This is a genomic window from Citrobacter sp. RHBSTW-00599 (assembly GCF_013784065.1).
Taxonomy (GTDB): Bacteria; Pseudomonadota; Gammaproteobacteria; order Enterobacterales; family Enterobacteriaceae; genus Citrobacter; species Citrobacter braakii.
Map to the genome: position 1 here is coordinate 740,962 of NZ_CP056717.1, position 16,280 is coordinate 757,241.

The following is a 16,280-nucleotide window of genomic DNA, read 5'->3' on the forward strand; positions in this document are numbered from 1 at the left end:
TTTGCATGGCATGTCAGGGTTTATGTACAACAAAAGGGCTGACAGTGCTGCCGGTACGGTACGCTGTTGTACCGGAAAATGTGAAGGCCAGTTTGCCCGGGTGGGCGAATGATACGCAGATGACTGGCGTGCCTCTCGCTAACGGTGAAAAATACGCGCTCCGGGCCCTTCGTCAGGGGTATCTCTATGTTTTCTATGAAAAAGGGAAACAAGGTACAAATTACTGGCAGTGCTACAGCGTCGCGCCGGACGGCTCATTGTGGCTGCAGCAGGTGGCATTCAATCCCGCTTCAGTGGATAAACCCCTCTGTGAAACGGGAGAGCATATTGCGCAGAACGTCGAGTTTATGAGTATCGAAATGCCGGACAAATGCGGCAATGTCTGGTTTGCTTTCAGTCAGTATCCGTGGGAGCAGGAAATCCTTGACCGGTATAAAACAGATCCAAAAGCCCGCAGCGAAAGAATGCAAAAAGTCATGCCGTCCGTCGCCGGCGCGCAACGTACTCAGACGGGAACGGAGGCAACCGAATCAAGTCTGAATCAGGTGCTGGATTATCAGTCTGCATCTGTCCGGGAGCAGTTGCCCGGGCCGGACGATGTGAAAGTACAGAATGTCAGCCGGGTGACGTCGCTCTGGGACCCTGAAGTGGAGGACGCCTGGCGGGTGAATGATGAGGTTGTGAAGTTGCAATCGAGTCTGTATCCGTGGGCACAGGGGCGCAAAGGACAGGCCGCAGCAACCATAACGGCGATGAAAAATCGAAGTGAAGGTATGACGCCGCTCATCCTTCCACTCCGGGACCCGATCGGAATAGTGCATGAGCTTAACGGCTGGTGTCAGGATGTGCTGGGTAAACAGGTACAGTTTTTGCGTGAGCGCGAACTGGAAGTGTCGACCAGGGTGAATCTTGATGCGTTAAAGGTGTTGCTGAGTGACAAAGCGCAGGCTAAGGGTGAGGCGGTGGTGGACCGGTTTGCGCAGCCTGAGAATACGATACTGTCTGATAAATATCTGGATGCGCGACTGCTGACACTCGAGCAGCGCTATCAGGGCAAACCGGATGTGCTGGCGCAAATCCGGGCTGATGATAAGTTGGTCAGAACCTGGCATGCGCAGAATGTGACAGCAACGTACCCCGAAGATGTGTTGATGAGTCCGCCGGAGCCTCTGGCGGCGCACCAGAAACGGGTGGCAGCGATAAAGGCGCAGGCAGATAAGGAACTGGCTGAGCGTCCGCAAAATTTCAACGATGCCAGAGCCCGAAGCTGGGCACCTTACCAGGCGAGGCTGAACGCAACCCGGCAGTTAAATTTTGAGACCTGTTACAAAAGTCTGTGCGACAGGGTGAATGCGCTCTTTCAGCAGCGAGTGGTGAGTGTCGTGAACTGGCTGGGAGCGCCGCTGCTGATGACCGTGCTGGATGATTTTCATTGCACGGCACAAAGAGCCGGGGTGTTTTACCAGTCAGCCGTGGGCATGGCGATGAACGGCATCAGCAGTTGTCCGGCAGGAGCCGCAAAGACAGACAACTGGTGGCGTGAATACAGCACAAAAAATCGGGAAAACCTGCTGTGGCGGCATATCGCGGCGAATAATCCGGCCATGATGGGCGAACTGGAGCCGTTTCTGGCGGTGGTGAAGGCCCGCCAGGATGAGGAAGTGACTCCGCTAACGGCCACTGCCGTGACTGCCACTCTGATGCAACAGGCCGGGAACCTGAAAAAGCTGGAAGGGTACTACCAGAAATCCCTGAAAAGTCTTGTCGAAGGACTGCGTGAAAACGCCAGTAAATTAGAGGCTGAAATCTTTAAAACGGACGCCTTTATTGTCACGGTGGGCGACAGGGTCAGCCGTATCCTGAAGGTCGATACGCTGGGAGAGAAGCTGTCGACCAGTGCATTCCGGCTGGTCTTTATGATAAGGGCGGGTATCCCGTCCGGGAAAGTCCGGGCGATGGTGAATGACTATCTGCATGATGCACCGGCACTTCGCAGCACTGTGCTGGCGGGTCTGCGCAGCAGTAAACGCTTTATGGCAAATCAGGGTGAAGTTGCCACTATCCGGCAGACGCTGAGCAGTAAACTGGAGGAGCACTTTGCGACAGAGAAAGGTCAGGGTGAGTACCGTCTCGCGAAAATAAACAGCCTGCTGCTGGTGCTGAATGCGCTGGACTTTATTTATCTGTGCGGGCAGGTGCGGGATGACAAGAAACCGCTTGCAAGCCTGATGGCCAGCGGACTGGCCATGGTGAGTCAGGGGACCCTGGTATTTTTACCTGCGATAGAAAAAGGGCTGGAGGCCCGGCCATTGACGGTGGGGTGGATTAAGGGGGCGGGGGCGGCCGCAGGACTTGGGGCTTCAGTGCTTTCTGTCTTTGCTGATGGTGCGAGTACTTATGGTGAGTTGAAGAACAACCGCTTTGCCCTTTCAGGCGTACTTGTAATCAAAACAATCATGGATGCTCTGGTGGCTGTAAAATCCCTGGGGTTACTGCTGGAGGTGATAGATAAACCACTTGCACAAAAAGCAGCGGGAAAAATTACAGGATTTCTGGCTACGGAGTTTTTAGGTATCAGGATTCTTGCTGTGCTGATGACCTGGGAAGCGATGGTGGCGATAACGTTGTTACAGGTCGTAGTGACCTGGATATCGGACGATGAACTTCAGGAGTGGTGCAACAAATGCGTGTTTGGCAACAAGCCCGCTAATCGTACGCTGGACGCACAGAATGAAGCCCTGGAAGCAGCGATAAAGGATATCTCATGAATGCAGTTGAGCAAAAGGTTTGTTCCCGGTTTGTTAAGCCAGAAAAGCTGGCTGACTTACGCACAAAACAGGAAATCGAACTGATGAATGGCAGGCCGTGGACGCGGGAACTGCCACCACCACCGGTATTACCCCCTTTTGGTCCGCTGGAAAAAATTACGGGCCGACTGGAGTCTTTCAGTAGCGAGTGTTTTCGGGAGTATTTTGGTGTCAGTGCCTACCGCACCAGTTCCCTGCCCTCAGTTTCTGAAGGGCAGCGCGGCGCGGCGGCCGCAGTGGCTATTGCTGCCGGAAGCCCGGGCGTCGGGGCGGCGCTAATGGCGGAAAGCGAATCGTCGAACAGTTCAGCGGAATACGTGCAGGGGATGATTAACGGGAAGCCATTTCGTGGCTGGGTGGGCGTGACGCGGCTTCAGGTGGGTGATGCTGTGGAGATGATGGCAGAATGGCAGCATGACCATTATGAAGTCTATGCCATCGCACTTCCTCAGGAGAGAATTGTCTCCATGTGCCCGGAATGCGATATGGGGCATATTGCCCATGCATGGTGGCGAGTTAAAAATATGGTCTTTCTCATTATGATATTAGTAGTGGTGTTTTTTTGTATATGTATATACATAGACATCTCCGAAGGACATTTAGGAAATGCAGGGTTTTGGCAACGCTTTGGAGTTTTTCTTTTGATGGGCGGGGGGGGGAGCACATTAATATCTGGATTGATCGCCTTCTCCGCTTACAAAGCCTGCGCACCAACCCGTTGCAAACTGGCGGAAGAGATATTTAATTTACTGGGGGTGAAAAATATCTCAGGAGTTAACCTTAATAAGGTAACAAAAAAACGAGAGCAAGATCTAATAGCGAAAGGTAAATGGCATGATCCGGGAGACAAGAGTAAGCCTGCGTGCCCTAGCGGGAAATTTATTTATTCAGGAGAGAGCTGGTTTTATTACTGACTGCATTTATTTGAGTTTATGTTTGTTGCAATATTTTTTGTCCGGACACCTGGTTATTCAGAACTCATTAAATTGGGCATAATAAAACCCAATCCTGTTTTATTGAACTGAATATATTAAGGTCTTTTGGGCTGACAGGATTATTGAACAGAAGGATGTGTACATGGCATGTCAGGGTTTATGTACAACAAAAGGGCTGACAGTGCTGCCGGTATCGGACGATGAACTTCAGGCGTGGTGCAACAAATGTGTGTTTGGCAACAAGCCCGCTAATCGTACGCTGGAAGCACAAAATAAAGCTCTGGAAGCAGCGATAAAGGATATCTCATGAATACAGTTGAGCAAAAACAGGTCTGTTCGCGGTTTGTTGAAGCAGAAAAGCTGGCTGACTTACGCACAAAACAGGAAATTGAACTGATGAATGGCAGGCCGTGGACGCGGGAACTGCCACCGCCACCGGTATTACCGCCTTATGGGCCATTGCAAAAAATCACAGGCCGACTGGCGTCTTTCCGCTACGAGAGATTCAGTGAATATTTTGGTGTCAGTGCCTACCGCACCAGCTCTCTGCCTTCGGTCTCTGAAGGACAGCGTGGCGCGGCGGCCGCAGTGGCTATTGCTGCCGGAAGCCCGGGCCTCGGGGCGGTGCTAATGACGGAAAGTGAATCGTCGAACAGGCCAGCGGAATACGTGCAGGGGATGATTAACGGGAAGCCATTTCGTGGCTGGGTAGGTGTGACCCGCCTTCAGGCGGGTGATGCCGTGGAAATGATAGCTGAATGGCAGCATGACCATTATGAGGTGTATGCGATTGCGCTGCCGGATGAACGTATTGTCTCCATGTGCCCAGAATGCGATATGGGGCATATTGCCCATGCATGGTGGCGAATTCAAAATATGTTTATTTTGACCTCGATAATAATGTTTATGTTTATGTTTATGTTTATGTTTATGTTTATGTTTATGTTTATGTTTATGTTTATGTTTATGTTTATGCTTGTTCTGCGTGTTTTTTTTCGTGGTGAACAACTCTTGAATTATTGGATGGACTATCATGGCCCTATTTTTTTATACTCGCTGGCGCCCTGCTTGTATCTGGATTGATCTCCTTCTCCGCTTACAAAGCCTGTGCACCAACCCATTGCAAACTGGCGGAAGAGATATTTCAATTGCTGGGTATTGAAAGTGTGGCAAGAGTAAACCTGGAAAAAACAACTAAAGAAAAAGAAAATCATCAAAAAGCAAAAGGTGAATGGTCAGAACCTTCGGATCCGACTCGTCTCTCTTGTCCAAGCCGGAAGTATGGGTATCTTTTTGAATACTGGTATTATTACTGAATAAGATCGTTTTTGGCCGATGTTTATTATTTTTACAGCATGAAGGAGGCCAGTATATCGGACGATGAATTCCAGTTGTGGTGCAATGAATGTGTTTTCTTTCAACGTGTCACTCGATCTTTTTTAGGCATAATGAAATTCTCTCTGTTTTATTGAAAATGACTGTGGTTATTACTATACCCCCATAACAGAAATTTTTAGTATCTGTCTTTATACGAGGCATTATGGACAATAGACATTTTATGGAAATAAATAAAACTGTATTCGAGGCTGCTTTTGAAAGAAATGGGAAATGCTTTCTGCTGATCGATGCTTCCTTGAGAAAATATCAATCAGACGATTCTCTTTATAAAATTATGGAAAGCCATAGTATCCATTCTATTAAATTTAATAAAAAAGAGCTTCATGGTGCGTTACCGTTGTATCTCGTCCCCCTGGATTTTAAAATAAAACAAGATGTTGAATTGTTTAATTATAGTATTCGTCATGCATTAACTGAACTTGACCTTGGACGAATTAATGCAGGCGAAGGTCGTAGTGTATGTGCCTGGATTTCGACAGAATTAAACAGGGAACAGCTTTCTGAAAGCATTTCTGGAATGATTATTCAGCCATTACAATCAGGTAATGATATTTTAGTCCGTTATTTCGACCCCTCTGTATTTGGCTTATTACTATCGATTCTGGATAATTGGCAAAGTCAGCAATTGTTACGTGACATCAACTTCTGGTGCTATATTGATGGAGATGGCAATGCACAAGTAATAAATGGTGGTGGAGAACAGACAAAGAAATTAAATTATTCACTGGGACTGTCAGAGGATGATTTATCAAAGATAAATAACATTTTGGTTATTAATAGAGTGTTGCGACTCTACCGAAAAAATAAAAGTGTAAAAACACTCAGTGAACAACAAGTAGCAGAACTGTTACATCCCGCCATTCTATTTTTTTACTCGACATTTTCTGCGGTAGATGACGGAGTTGCTGATTTTTGTCTTGATGTGCTCAGTGCTCGATGGCCGTTTTATCAAGGTGTGTTATTTGGCCAACATATATTAGATAAACGTAATAAACACCTTAATGGCTATATTGATTTAAAATCCATGGTCGAAATTGATATGTGGAAGAAGATAATGCTTTTAGCATAAGCCAGAGTATATGAAAACAGAATGGAGTCAAGCATGAGTTGGCCTGTGCGAATTATTTTACCCGTGAACGATACCCTAAGAATAAAATGGAGGCGATGGTTTTTCGCGTTTCTTGCTGTATTTATTATGGCTGCGATGGTTGGCGGGGTTATAGTTTTTACATCCCCCACTGATATAAGAAGGGCGTTGGTCGTTTTCTGTATAGTCTTTTTTACGGGAATGAGTGTTTATCTTATTTGTCTTGCTGTTCGGGTTTACTATTACGGGGTGTGTTTATCTGTATCCGACACTTATAAGCAGGAGTCGATACTTGCGAAAAAAGAATGGACAAAATGGGCAAGTCGCCGACTTTTTGTGTCGGCATATCATTTGTTTATCCCATCAGAAATTTCAGAATCAGATATCGCTTTGGCTGAGTCAGTTGCAATCTATAATGAGCAGCAACTGAGATTACGTGGACATGATGGGCAAACCTATAGTGAAGAGCAATTGTTGTATGAACTTCTAGCTTCAGTTAGAGTAAAATTAAAAGAACTAGCGAAAACATGCATATTCGACGTTATATTCACTTATGGTAATAGTCATGCAACATTTTCAATATTTAAAGAATGTTGGGTGGCTATAGGTCTTCCAGAAAATAAAATGAAAAATTGCTCTTATCTGAACGGTAATTTTGAACAGGAATTTGATAGGCTGTTGAGTGAGGCGGAAAATAAGGTGGTTATTTTTATCTCGGCTAATGTTGAAAGTGTAGCAGGGTATTCTCCTGAATTAACCGAGTTTGCATCAATAGTGCTTATGAATTCTCAGGTGGATCGTGTTGGTTGCGTAAATAGTGGCGTCGTCTTACGCACTATGGCTTCAGGGAAAGAGTACATCGATCAAGAGTTAATTCTGATGAAAACTTACCAGCCAGAAATGCTTCAAACATCAAAGATTTTTTTTAGTAATATGCATATGGATGAGATTTTAAATGTTTCTGGAGTGCTCAGAGAGTCAGAACTAACAGATGATTCCAAATGGGTGTATGAAACTCAAAATTTGAATTTAGTCTTGGGAAAACTGGGTGATGAACACTTCTGGCTGGTTTTTACCCTTGCACTGTCTTTTACTGAAAAGACCAAAGAGGCCGTAATGATGATTGCCGCTGTTGGTAATGAATACGTTTGCAATGTCATCAAGGCGTTTGATAATAACAGGGAGTTATAACTTGAGAACCCCAACAAAGTGGAGAATGATTGGCCTTTTCTCCTGCCTGATAGTCTTCGGTTTAGTCACTTCGATCGGGTGCTATTATTATGGAGATTCATTTGGATGGCCATCTACTAAAGAGAAGGTGACCCTTTGGTTTTTAAGTATGTTTTTATTCTCCGTGCTCCTGATTTTGATGAACTTCGGTGTATGGTCTTACCAAAGAAGTTTGTATTATCAACCAGCTAGAACTGATAAACCTGCTGTATTCAGCGTTCTTAACACGAAGAAAAAGTCCAGGACAAAAAATCCAATAAAAAATCACCTTCGCCGTCGCTACAGCCTCTTCTGGCACCGCCAGGTCCGCCTGTTGTTAATTACGGGCGATGAGGCGGCAATCGAACAACTGGTTCCTGGTTTGCAGGAAAACCAGTGGCTTGAAGGCAACCGTACCGTGCTGATTTACGGCGGGAGCCTGACATCGGAGCCTGACCGCGAAAAATACGCCGCGTTGCGCAAGCTGCGTCGTGGACGCCCACTGGACGGGATTGTGCGCGTCATGCCGCAGTCGCTTAACCTGACGCCACAGGTCAGTGACAACGATTTACGCGGGCTGGAAAAAATCAGCGAGCTGCTGCGTTATTCCGCCCCGGTCTGGCTGTGGCAGTTATGCGACAGCAACTGGTCGCAGACAAAACGCCCTGAGCAGACTGTCGGGGCACGCTTTCCGCTGCGTGCAAAAGAAGACGATATTACCCGCCAGCTTGAAAGGATACTGCCGGAATTGCGGGCACAGGGTATTAGTCAGGTCGCTGAGAACAACGGTCACGACTTCCTGCTGCGCCTGGGCCAGCACCTCAAAGACGGCGGTATCGCCCGCTGGGCTCAGCAACTTGTGCCATGGCTGTCTGCCTCCCAGCAACGCGTTCCGCTGCGTGGCCTGATGTTCAGCCTGTCGGAGAATAAACCTGCCGCTATCGCAGGAGAAACAGCCGGTGCTGCACCTGCCGACGCTGAGAAATATATCCCGGAATCACAACGCCATGCGCTGACCCTGCCGTTAACCTGGCAGGGCATTGTGGATGACTGTATCCGGGGGCGTGGCCGCCGTGTTGGTATGGCGTGGGAACAGACGCTGGCCTGGACGCTGATGGCCATTATCGGTGTCTGGGGGGCGGGGACACTGCTGTCGTTTACGGTCAACCGTATGCAGATTGTCTCTGTGGCGCAGCAGGCGCATGCTCTGGTAGAGCATCCTTCCGTATCGGATTACCAGTTGACGGCTCTGCATACGCTGCGTAATGACGCCGGTCGCCTGCAGCACTGTATTCAGGAAGGCGCACCTTGGTATCAGCGCTTTGGTCTGGACCATAACCAGCAGCTGCTCGACGCGGTGCTGCCCTGGTACGGCGTGGTGAACAACCGTCTGATACGCGACCCGGCGAATCAGGCGCTGACACAGAAACTCAACGCTTTGGCAAACTCTGCCCCCAACAGTGACCAGCGTGCACTGCTGGCGAAACCGGGTTATGACCAGTTGAAAGCCTGGCTGATGATGGCCCGGCCGGATAAAGCCGACGGCGCATTCTACGCGCAGACCCTGAAAACCGTGCAGCCAGCGCGGACGGGCATCTCTACCGGTCTGTGGCAAAGCCTGTCGCCGGATTTGTGGGCCTTCTATATCGCCACACTCCCAAAACAGCCACAGTGGAAAATCGCCCCGGATGCGCAACTGGTCAGCCAGAGCCGCCAGGTGCTGTTGCAGCAAATCGGGCGTCGCAACGCGGAAAGTACGCTGTATGAAAACATGCTCAAATCGGTGCGCCGTAACTTTGCAGATGTATCTCTGGAGGACATGACCAGTGGTACTGATGCCCGCCGCCTGTTCACCACTGATGAAGTGATACCAGGCATGTTTACCCGTCAGGCGTGGGAGGGCGGTATTCAGCAGGCGATAGAGAAAGCGGCTAACTCCCGTCGTGACGAAATTGACTGGGTGCTGAGCGACAGCCGAAAAGCGGTGTCCTCAGACCTGTCGCCGGAAGCCCTGAAAGCGCGCCTGACGCAACGTTACTTCACTGATTTTGCGGGTAGCTGGCTGAATTTTCTCAACAGCCTGCGGCTTAACCCGGCAAACAACATCGCCGATGTGACTGACCAGCTGACGCTGATGAGTGATGTGCGCCAGTCACCGCTGATTGCCCTGATGAACACTATCGCCTGGCAGGGGCAGACCGGCCAACAAAGCGAAGGGCTGTCCGACTCCATCATCAAGTCGGCCAAAGACCTGGTGGGCGGGAAGGATAAACCGGTGATAGACCAGGCGGCATCGGGCCCTCAGGGGCCGCTGGATGAGGCCTTTGGCCCGCTGCTTCAGCTTCTGGGCAAAAACAAGGGCAGCAACGTCATGTCGGCTGATAACACGCTGAGCCTGCAGACCTACCTGACCCGTATCACCCGTGTACGCCTTCGTCTGCAGCAGGTAGCCAGTGCTTCTGACCCGCAGGAGATGATGCAGACTCTGGCGCAGACCGTGTTTCAGGGCAAAAGCGTTGACCTGACCGATACCCAGCAATATGGCAGCCTGATTGCCGCGAGCCTCGGCGAGGAGTGGAGCGGCTTTGGCAGCACGATGTTTGTGCAGCCGCTGACCCAGGCCTGGGAAACCGTCCTGCAGCCCTCTGCCGCCAGTCTTAATGACAAGTGGAGCCGCGCGGTTGTCGCGAACTGGCACACCGCGTTTGACGGCCGTTTCCCGTTTGCGGCCAGCAAGAGCGATGCCTCCCTGCCGATGCTGGCCGAGTTTATCCGCAAGGACAGCGGGCGTATCGAGCGCTTCCTGACAACTGAACTCAACGGCGTGCTGCACAAAGAGGGTAGCCAGTGGGTACCGGATAAGGTCAACAGCCAGGGGCTGATCTTCAATCCGGCGTTCCTGCGCGCCATTAACCAACTGAGCCAGTTGTCGGACACGCTGTTTACCGACGGGAGTCAGGGCATCAGTTTTGAGCTCCAGGCGCGTCCGGCACCGCAGGTGGTGGAAACGCAGTTGACCATTGACGGACAAAAGCTGCACTACTTCAACCAGATGGCCGACTGGCAAAGCTTCCGCTGGCCGGGAGATACCTACAAGCCGGGGACGATGCTGACCTGGACCACGGTCAATGCCGGTGCGCGTCTGTTCGGGGATTTCAGTGGGACCTGGGGCTTTATTCGCTGGCTGGACCAGGGCAAGCGCCAACAGCTTGACCGCAGTCAGTGGATGATGAGTTTTACCGCCCCGGATGGTCGCACCCTGCAGTGGGTGCTGCGCTCACAACTCGGAAAAGGTCCGCTGGCGCTGCTGGAACTGCGTGGTTTCACGCTGCCGGATCAGATATTCAGTGTTGACAGCGAGGCCACCGAGCAGGCGCTGATGGCCAACACCAGAAACAATGACATGGAGGGGGGCGAATAATGAGCACACTGCAGAATCTGGTTGCCGCCTGTCAGGCTGACGAAACTCAGTTGCGGCAACAGGCGCAGGCACGCACGGAAAACTGGCAGCCCTGGCTTGCTCCGGTAAATGACACCAGTCTGATCGGAGAAGACCCCGGTTATGACGATGATTTTCAGCGTATCCGCGAGGAGGTCAATAAACTATCCGGCATCGATACCGGCCTGATTTGCACGCTTGCCGAAAAGTTGTTGACCACAACTGCCAAAGATATCCGGATTGCCACCTATTATTGCTGGGCGCGCCTGCACCAGGATGGTGAAGCTGGCTTTGCTGAAGGGCTTGAACTGCTGGCGGGATTGATACAGCGTTATGGAACGCAGCTTCATCCTCAACGTGAGCGGAGCCGTAAACCGGCGCTGGAGTGGCTCGCAGGCTCCCGCGTTCTGGACAGCCTGTCACTCTGGCCGGAAGTGGTACGCGATGATGCACTGCGCACTGCCGGTGCGCTGCTGCTCATCCGCGACAGTCTGGAGCCAGAACCAGAAACGTCACGGCCAGAGCTCAATGCACTATACAGTGCTCTGGAATCTCGCCTGATGAAGGCCGGTGGCGTGGATGCTGTGGTACCGCAGAACGCTGGTAATAAGGCTCAGTCACAGAGCACTACGCATACCATCGAGTCAGACACGCCGGTTTTGAGCCGCATCACCTCTGGTCAGGATTTGCTGGCCCAGGCCCGTACCCTGACCGGATATCTGCGTGAGCAGCCCGATGGCTGGCTCGCCGCACACCGGCTGATGAAAAGCCTGCGTCATGACACGCTGAGTGCTATTCCGGCACCGGATGCCGAAGGGAAAACGCGCATCGAACCGCCGCGCGCTGACCAGCGGGCCATGCTCAAACGCCTGTATCTGCAGCAGAGCTGGCTGGAAATACTGGAGCAGGCGGACAATACCTTCTCGCGCGGTGCCAATCACCTCTGGCTGGATTTGCAGTGGTATATCCACCAGGCACTGATGAAGTCAGGGCAGGATGTACTGGCCGATATCATCACTGCAGACCTGAAAGGGTTGCTGCGCCGCCTCACCGGGCTTGAAACGTTGGCCTTTAACGACGGGACGCCGTTTGCGGATGAAGTGACGCTGAACTGGATAAATCAGAGCGTACTGGACGATATGTCCGGCTGGCGCGATGAGCCGGTCAGTGCCGTCAGTGAGACGGACAACGATATTCTGGCCCTTGAGCCGGAAGCGTTGGAGAAAGCGGACACTGACGGTCTGGATGCCACACTACACTGGCTGCAGACCCTTCCGGGCACCGACTCCACAAAAGACAAATGGCTGCTGCGCCTGCTGATGGCCCGTGTAGCCGAGCAGAAGGGCAAGAATGAACTGGCGCTGCATTTGCTGGGTGAGCTCGATGGTGCAGCACAGTCAATCACCCTCACACAGTGGACTCCTGCACTGCTGTTTGAAGTGAAATCGCGTCGCCTCAGACTGCTACGTATGAAAGCCACACGCAGTGAAACCGATAAATCACGGCTTCAGCCCGAGATGGACCAGCTTCTGGCTGGTCTGATTGCGCTCGATCCGGCAGGCAGTGCAGTGCTTTGCGGGTAACACCACCTGGCATACCTTTAAAACACACATATTCAGGTTTTTATGGACGATTTAACCCTGCGTTATTACGACGCTGAAATGCGCTACCTGCTGGAAGCCGGTGAAGAGTTTGCCCGTGCTCACCCGGAGCAGGCGGCAATGCTCAATCTCGATAAAGCGGGCGCGCGCGACCCGTATGTGGAACGCCTGTTTGAAGGCTTTGCCTTCCTGATGGGCCGGCTGCGTGAAAAGCTCGATGATGACCTGCCGGAACTGACCGAAGGGCTGGTCAGCCTGCTGTGGCCACATTACCTGCGTACCATTCCGTCGATGTCGGTGGTGGAGTTCACCCCCGACTGGCGCGAAATGAAAGAGCAGATGCGCATCGTCAAAGGTTTCGAGGTGAACTCGCGACCGATCGGTGAGAAGGGTACGCGCTGCCGGTACACCACTACCAAAGAGATTACCCTTCAACCGTTGTCGCTGGAGCACGCCCGACTGTCCACCGACCCTGACGGGTGTTCGGTCATCACGCTGCGCTTTAATTGCAGCCATCTTGCCGACTGGAGTCGTGTCGATCTCAGTCAGCTCCCGTTCTACTTCAATGCAGACGCTCCGCTGGCCTGCGCCATGCATGAAGCTTTTACCATGAACACGGCCCGCCTATGGTTGCGGATGCCTGGAGACATGGACAGAAGACCGCTCGACGGATATTTCACTGCGCTGGGCTTTGGTGATGACGATGACCTGTGGCCGAAGGGAAGCAGCAGCTTTAGCGGCTACCAGCTGTTGCTGGAGTACTTCACCTTCCGTGAGAAATTCATGTTCATGGGGCTGCATGGGCTGGAGACCGTGGCCTTTCCGGCTGAGCTTCCCTGGTTTGAAATCGACGTTGTGCTGGCGGAACGCTGGGAGCATGACTTCAGCTTTACCGAAAAGCATCTGCGCCTGAACTGCGTGCCGGTGATTAACCTTTTCCCGCTGGAATCCGACCCGCTGACGCTCAATTCCCTGCAGACCGAATACATGCTGCGCCCAATGCGCGTGCAGGATGGCCATACCGAGATATACGCGGTGGATTCGGTAATGTCATCGAGCCAGCACACCTACGTGCCGTTTTCGAGTTTCCGCCACAAAGGTGGAATGATGCGTCATGAAGCGCCTGAATATTACTATCACACCCGCGTGCGCCGCGGTCCGTCCGGGCTGTATAACACCTGGCTTATCCTTGGCGGTGAAGCCTTTGATAACCACACCGTACCGGAAGATGAAAGCCTGTCGCTGACGCTCACCGGCACCAACGGCCAACTGCCACGACGAGCACTGCAGAGCACGGTGCTTGATACGGTGATGAAAACTACCTCGACCAGTATTGCCGTACGTAACCTGTGTGCGCCGACGCTGCCCTGTTATCCCCCGGCACAGGATCGTTTTCACTGGCGTGTGCTGAGTCATCTTGGCAGCGGCTTCCTGTCGATGATGGACAGCGCTGAAGTGCTGCGCGGTACTTTGGCGTTGTACGAGTGGACTGACAGCGAGATGAACCGCCGTCGTCTTGAAGCGATTATTGACGTGAAGCACAGCGAAACCGAGCGCTTTGAGCAGGGCTACCTGGTACGCGGTGTGCAGATTGAGGTGACGCTGGACAGCCACGGCTTTGCCGGACGCGGTGACATCTGCCTGTTTGGTGAGATGCTCAGTCGCTTCTTCGCGCTGTATACCGATATCTATTTGTTTAACCGCCTGATTATCATCCTGCAACCGACCGGAGAACGCCTTGAATGGGAAGAGAAGCACAACCGCCGTATTCCCGGCTGACCCCGCGCCTGGAGGCTGACCTTAACCGGATAAACTTTTACCGTTTCTGCCAGTTGCTGGAGAAACTGAATCCGGACCGGCCGCTGATGGGCTCAACCAGCCACCCCGCAGATGACCCGGTGCGATTTGCGCCGCATCCGGGGATGGGTTTCCCTGCCAGTGAACTGAAAGCTGCCGAATATGACGAGGATGATGACCGCAGGCCACCGCTCATCCGCACGACCTTTATGGGGATGTATGGTGTCGATTCTCCTTTGCCCACAGCGTACCTTGATGACATCACCCAGCGCCGGGAAGGGCATGAGGCATTACAGGGCTTTCTGGATATCTTCAGCCACCGCATCCTGACTCAGTTTTATCGTATCTGGCGAAAATATTCCTACCCGGCCACATTCGAGCCAGGCGGGACTGACAGCATCTCGCAGTCGTTGCTGGGCCTGGTGGGGTTGGGCATTCCCGGTACGGCAAACCATATTGCCACGCCGGTATCCCGATTTCTTGCGCTGCTGGGCGTACTGCAACAGCCCGGTAAAACCCAGGAGGGAATGCAGGCGCTGGTGACGCTGCTGGCCCCGGATACCACTGTGAAGGTCAGCCCCTACTGTCTGCGACCGGTGGCGGTCAGCCAGCCACTGGGCTTTTACGGTGATGACGATTTTCTTCTGGATGGCAACACGCCGCTCGGCGACGAAGCGATGGATGCCAACAGCCAGCTGCTCGTTGCTATCACCACGGAAAATGAACAGGAAGTACAGGGCTGGAAGCCGGATGGCCTGCTGTATCAGGACTTTCTGGTGATGCTGCGTGTCTATCTCGGCTGGCGCTTCAAGGCAAAAATCACCCTGACCACCGCCACTCGTCTGCTGGCCGCGCCGCCCCTTGGCGAAGGCCCATTCTGGCTGGGGATGAATGGCGTGCTGGGCGCGGAAGACGAAGGTCTCCCGGACGATATCCCGCAGACCTATACGACCGAACTGGGCTATTACACCGGACTTCAGCCCGCGACACCACAACAAGGAAACCGACGTGTTACGTACAAGTTTAACTAATACAGCGCGCTGGCTGTTACCCCTACTGGCATTCAGTCTGACGGGCTGCGGGGTGACGCAGGGCATCACCGATGGCACCAAATCGGCCTTTAACGCCGTGTTCTACAAAAAGATTAAGGTGCTGCACCTGGATTTCACCGCGCGTGAGGCGCTGAACACCGATTCGCGCGAGAGTAACTCGCTGTCTGAACCGGTAGTGATCCGTATCTACCAATTGAAAGACCGCAAAACCTTCGACAAAACGGTCTACCAGCAGTTGCTGATAGACGGGGAGACCATTCTGAAAGCTGACCTGCTGGCAAGCCGTGATGTGGTGGTTAAGCCGGGCGGTGATGCGACCCTGAATATGCCGATGGAGGCCGATACACAGTTTGTGGCGGTGGTGGGGCTGTTCCGTCACCCGGATATGGTCAACAACACCTGGAAGCTGGTGATAGGCCGCGAAGAACTTGACCCGGATAAGCCGCGCATTCTGGAAGCCGGTAACAACCATCTGACGCTGCAACCGCTCAAGGACGAATGATGACCCAGGGACATAACACGCCTTCGCTGTATGAAATGCTGACCGGAAATTTTACCGGTGGTCTCAATCTCAACCAGGTCAGTGAAGAAAATCAGGTCATCCTCTCGGTACTGGATAACATGCAACGCATCCTCAACTGCCGTGCCGGCACTCTGGCGCATCTGCCAGACTACGGCCTGCCCGATATGACGAAAATCCTTCAGGGCATGCCGGGAACGGCCCATGAGCTCATGGGGACATTGTCTGCCGTTCTGCTCAAATATGAGCCTCGCCTGAAAAAAATAACGGTTGTCCTGCTGGAGCAGCACGTTCCTGGTGAACTGCTCTATGCCATTGATGCTGAGCTGAAGGGAATTGGCCTTGTGCGTTACGGCACCGAGTTTATGCCCGAGGGGCGGGTTCTAATTCGGCACCTCAAGAGGCAGGGTTGGCTTGAGACTGGAGTGTACTGAC

General features: G+C 52.3%; 12 protein-coding genes. All 12 read left to right on the forward strand.

The genetic code is table 11. The features are described 5' to 3' along the window. The first annotated feature begins 5 nt into the window (after positions 1-5). The 12 genes from HV243_RS03590 (at position 6) to tssE (ending at position 16,279) form a co-directional block, all read left to right on the forward strand. Entirely contained in the window at positions 6-2,768 is a 2,763-nt protein-coding gene (locus tag HV243_RS03590; RefSeq protein WP_053388775.1) for a T6SS effector BTH_I2691 family protein, read from the forward strand. Beyond that, the gene (locus HV243_RS03595) at positions 2,765-3,721 is read left to right on the forward strand and encodes a putative type VI secretion system effector (protein ID WP_053388776.1); all 957 of its coding nucleotides are present in this window, start codon (positions 2,765-2,767) and stop codon (positions 3,719-3,721) included. Before HV243_RS03590 ends, HV243_RS03595 begins: the two co-directional genes overlap by 4 nt. A 163-nt stretch (positions 3,722-3,884) precedes the next feature. After that, positions 3,885-4,052, forward strand: coding sequence for a hypothetical protein (locus tag HV243_RS03600; RefSeq protein ID WP_165500018.1), 168 nt, complete (start codon positions 3,885-3,887; stop codon positions 4,050-4,052). Next, a complete protein-coding gene (locus HV243_RS03605; RefSeq protein ID WP_181603929.1) occupies positions 4,049-4,825 on the forward strand; it encodes a putative type VI secretion system effector in 777 nt (258 codons plus the stop codon). Before HV243_RS03600 ends, HV243_RS03605 begins: the two co-directional genes overlap by 4 nt. A gap of 475 nt (positions 4,826-5,300) precedes the next feature. After that, the gene (locus HV243_RS03610) at positions 5,301-6,209 is read left to right on the forward strand and encodes a DUF4123 domain-containing protein (RefSeq protein WP_165500017.1); all 909 of its coding nucleotides are present in this window, start codon (positions 5,301-5,303) and stop codon (positions 6,207-6,209) included. Between the two features lie 33 nt (positions 6,210-6,242). Then, entirely contained in the window at positions 6,243-7,418 is a 1,176-nt protein-coding gene (locus HV243_RS03615; protein ID WP_053388779.1) for a hypothetical protein, read from the forward strand. A 148-nt stretch (positions 7,419-7,566) separates the two neighbouring features. Beyond that, positions 7,567-10,857 carry an ImcF-related family protein gene (locus HV243_RS03620; protein ID WP_053388780.1) on the forward strand — a complete coding sequence of 1,097 codons (3,291 nt, stop codon included), beginning with the start codon at positions 7,567-7,569 and terminating at the stop codon, positions 10,855-10,857. Further along, positions 10,857-12,458, forward strand: a complete 1,602-nt coding sequence (gene tssA, locus HV243_RS03625; RefSeq protein ID WP_053388781.1) for a type VI secretion system protein TssA — start codon at positions 10,857-10,859, stop codon at positions 12,456-12,458. The genes HV243_RS03620 and tssA overlap by 1 nt, the downstream gene beginning before the upstream one ends. 42 nt (positions 12,459-12,500) lie before the next feature. Further along, on the forward strand, positions 12,501-14,255 hold the full coding sequence (gene tssF, locus HV243_RS03630) for a type VI secretion system baseplate subunit TssF (RefSeq protein WP_053388782.1): 1,755 nt from the start codon (positions 12,501-12,503) through the stop codon (positions 14,253-14,255). Beyond that, positions 14,219-15,304: a type VI secretion system baseplate subunit TssG gene (gene tssG, locus HV243_RS03635; RefSeq protein WP_053388783.1), complete on the forward strand. Its 1,086-nt coding sequence runs from the start codon at positions 14,219-14,221 to the stop codon at positions 15,302-15,304. Before tssF ends, tssG begins: the two co-directional genes overlap by 37 nt. Then, positions 15,282-15,827, forward strand: coding sequence for a type VI secretion system lipoprotein TssJ (tssJ, locus tag HV243_RS03640; RefSeq protein ID WP_053388784.1), 546 nt, complete (start codon positions 15,282-15,284; stop codon positions 15,825-15,827). Before tssG ends, tssJ begins: the two co-directional genes overlap by 23 nt. After that, positions 15,827-16,279 (forward strand): type VI secretion system baseplate subunit TssE, encoded by a 453-nt coding sequence (gene tssE / locus HV243_RS03645; protein ID WP_053388785.1) that lies wholly within the window; start codon positions 15,827-15,829, stop codon positions 16,277-16,279. Before tssJ ends, tssE begins: the two co-directional genes overlap by 1 nt. Position 16,280: the final 1 nt, after the last annotated feature.

Bases quoted from the DNA above. Each gene is read 5' to 3' on its own strand.
- HV243_RS03600 (WP_165500018.1), top strand. From the start codon at position 3,885: ATGGCATGTCAGGGTTTATGTACAACAAAAGGGCTGACAGTGCTGCCG.
- HV243_RS03595 (WP_053388776.1), top strand. From the start codon at position 2,765: ATGAATGCAGTTGAGCAAAAGGTTTGTTCCCGGTTTGTTAAGCCAGAA.
- HV243_RS03590 (WP_053388775.1), top strand. From the start codon at position 6: ATGGCATGTCAGGGTTTATGTACAACAAAAGGGCTGACAGTGCTGCCG.
- HV243_RS03620 (WP_053388780.1), top strand. From the start codon at position 7,567: ATGTTTTTATTCTCCGTGCTCCTGATTTTGATGAACTTCGGTGTATGG.
- HV243_RS03615 (WP_053388779.1), top strand. From the start codon at position 6,243: ATGAGTTGGCCTGTGCGAATTATTTTACCCGTGAACGATACCCTAAGA.
- tssA (WP_053388781.1), top strand. From the start codon at position 10,857: ATGAGCACACTGCAGAATCTGGTTGCCGCCTGTCAGGCTGACGAAACT.
- HV243_RS03610 (WP_165500017.1), top strand. From the start codon at position 5,301: ATGGAAATAAATAAAACTGTATTCGAGGCTGCTTTTGAAAGAAATGGG.
- tssE (WP_053388785.1), top strand. From the start codon at position 15,827: ATGACCCAGGGACATAACACGCCTTCGCTGTATGAAATGCTGACCGGA.
- tssG (WP_053388783.1), top strand. From the start codon at position 14,219: ATGGGAAGAGAAGCACAACCGCCGTATTCCCGGCTGACCCCGCGCCTG.
- tssF (WP_053388782.1), top strand. From the start codon at position 12,501: ATGGACGATTTAACCCTGCGTTATTACGACGCTGAAATGCGCTACCTG.
- HV243_RS03605 (WP_181603929.1), top strand. From the start codon at position 4,049: ATGAATACAGTTGAGCAAAAACAGGTCTGTTCGCGGTTTGTTGAAGCA.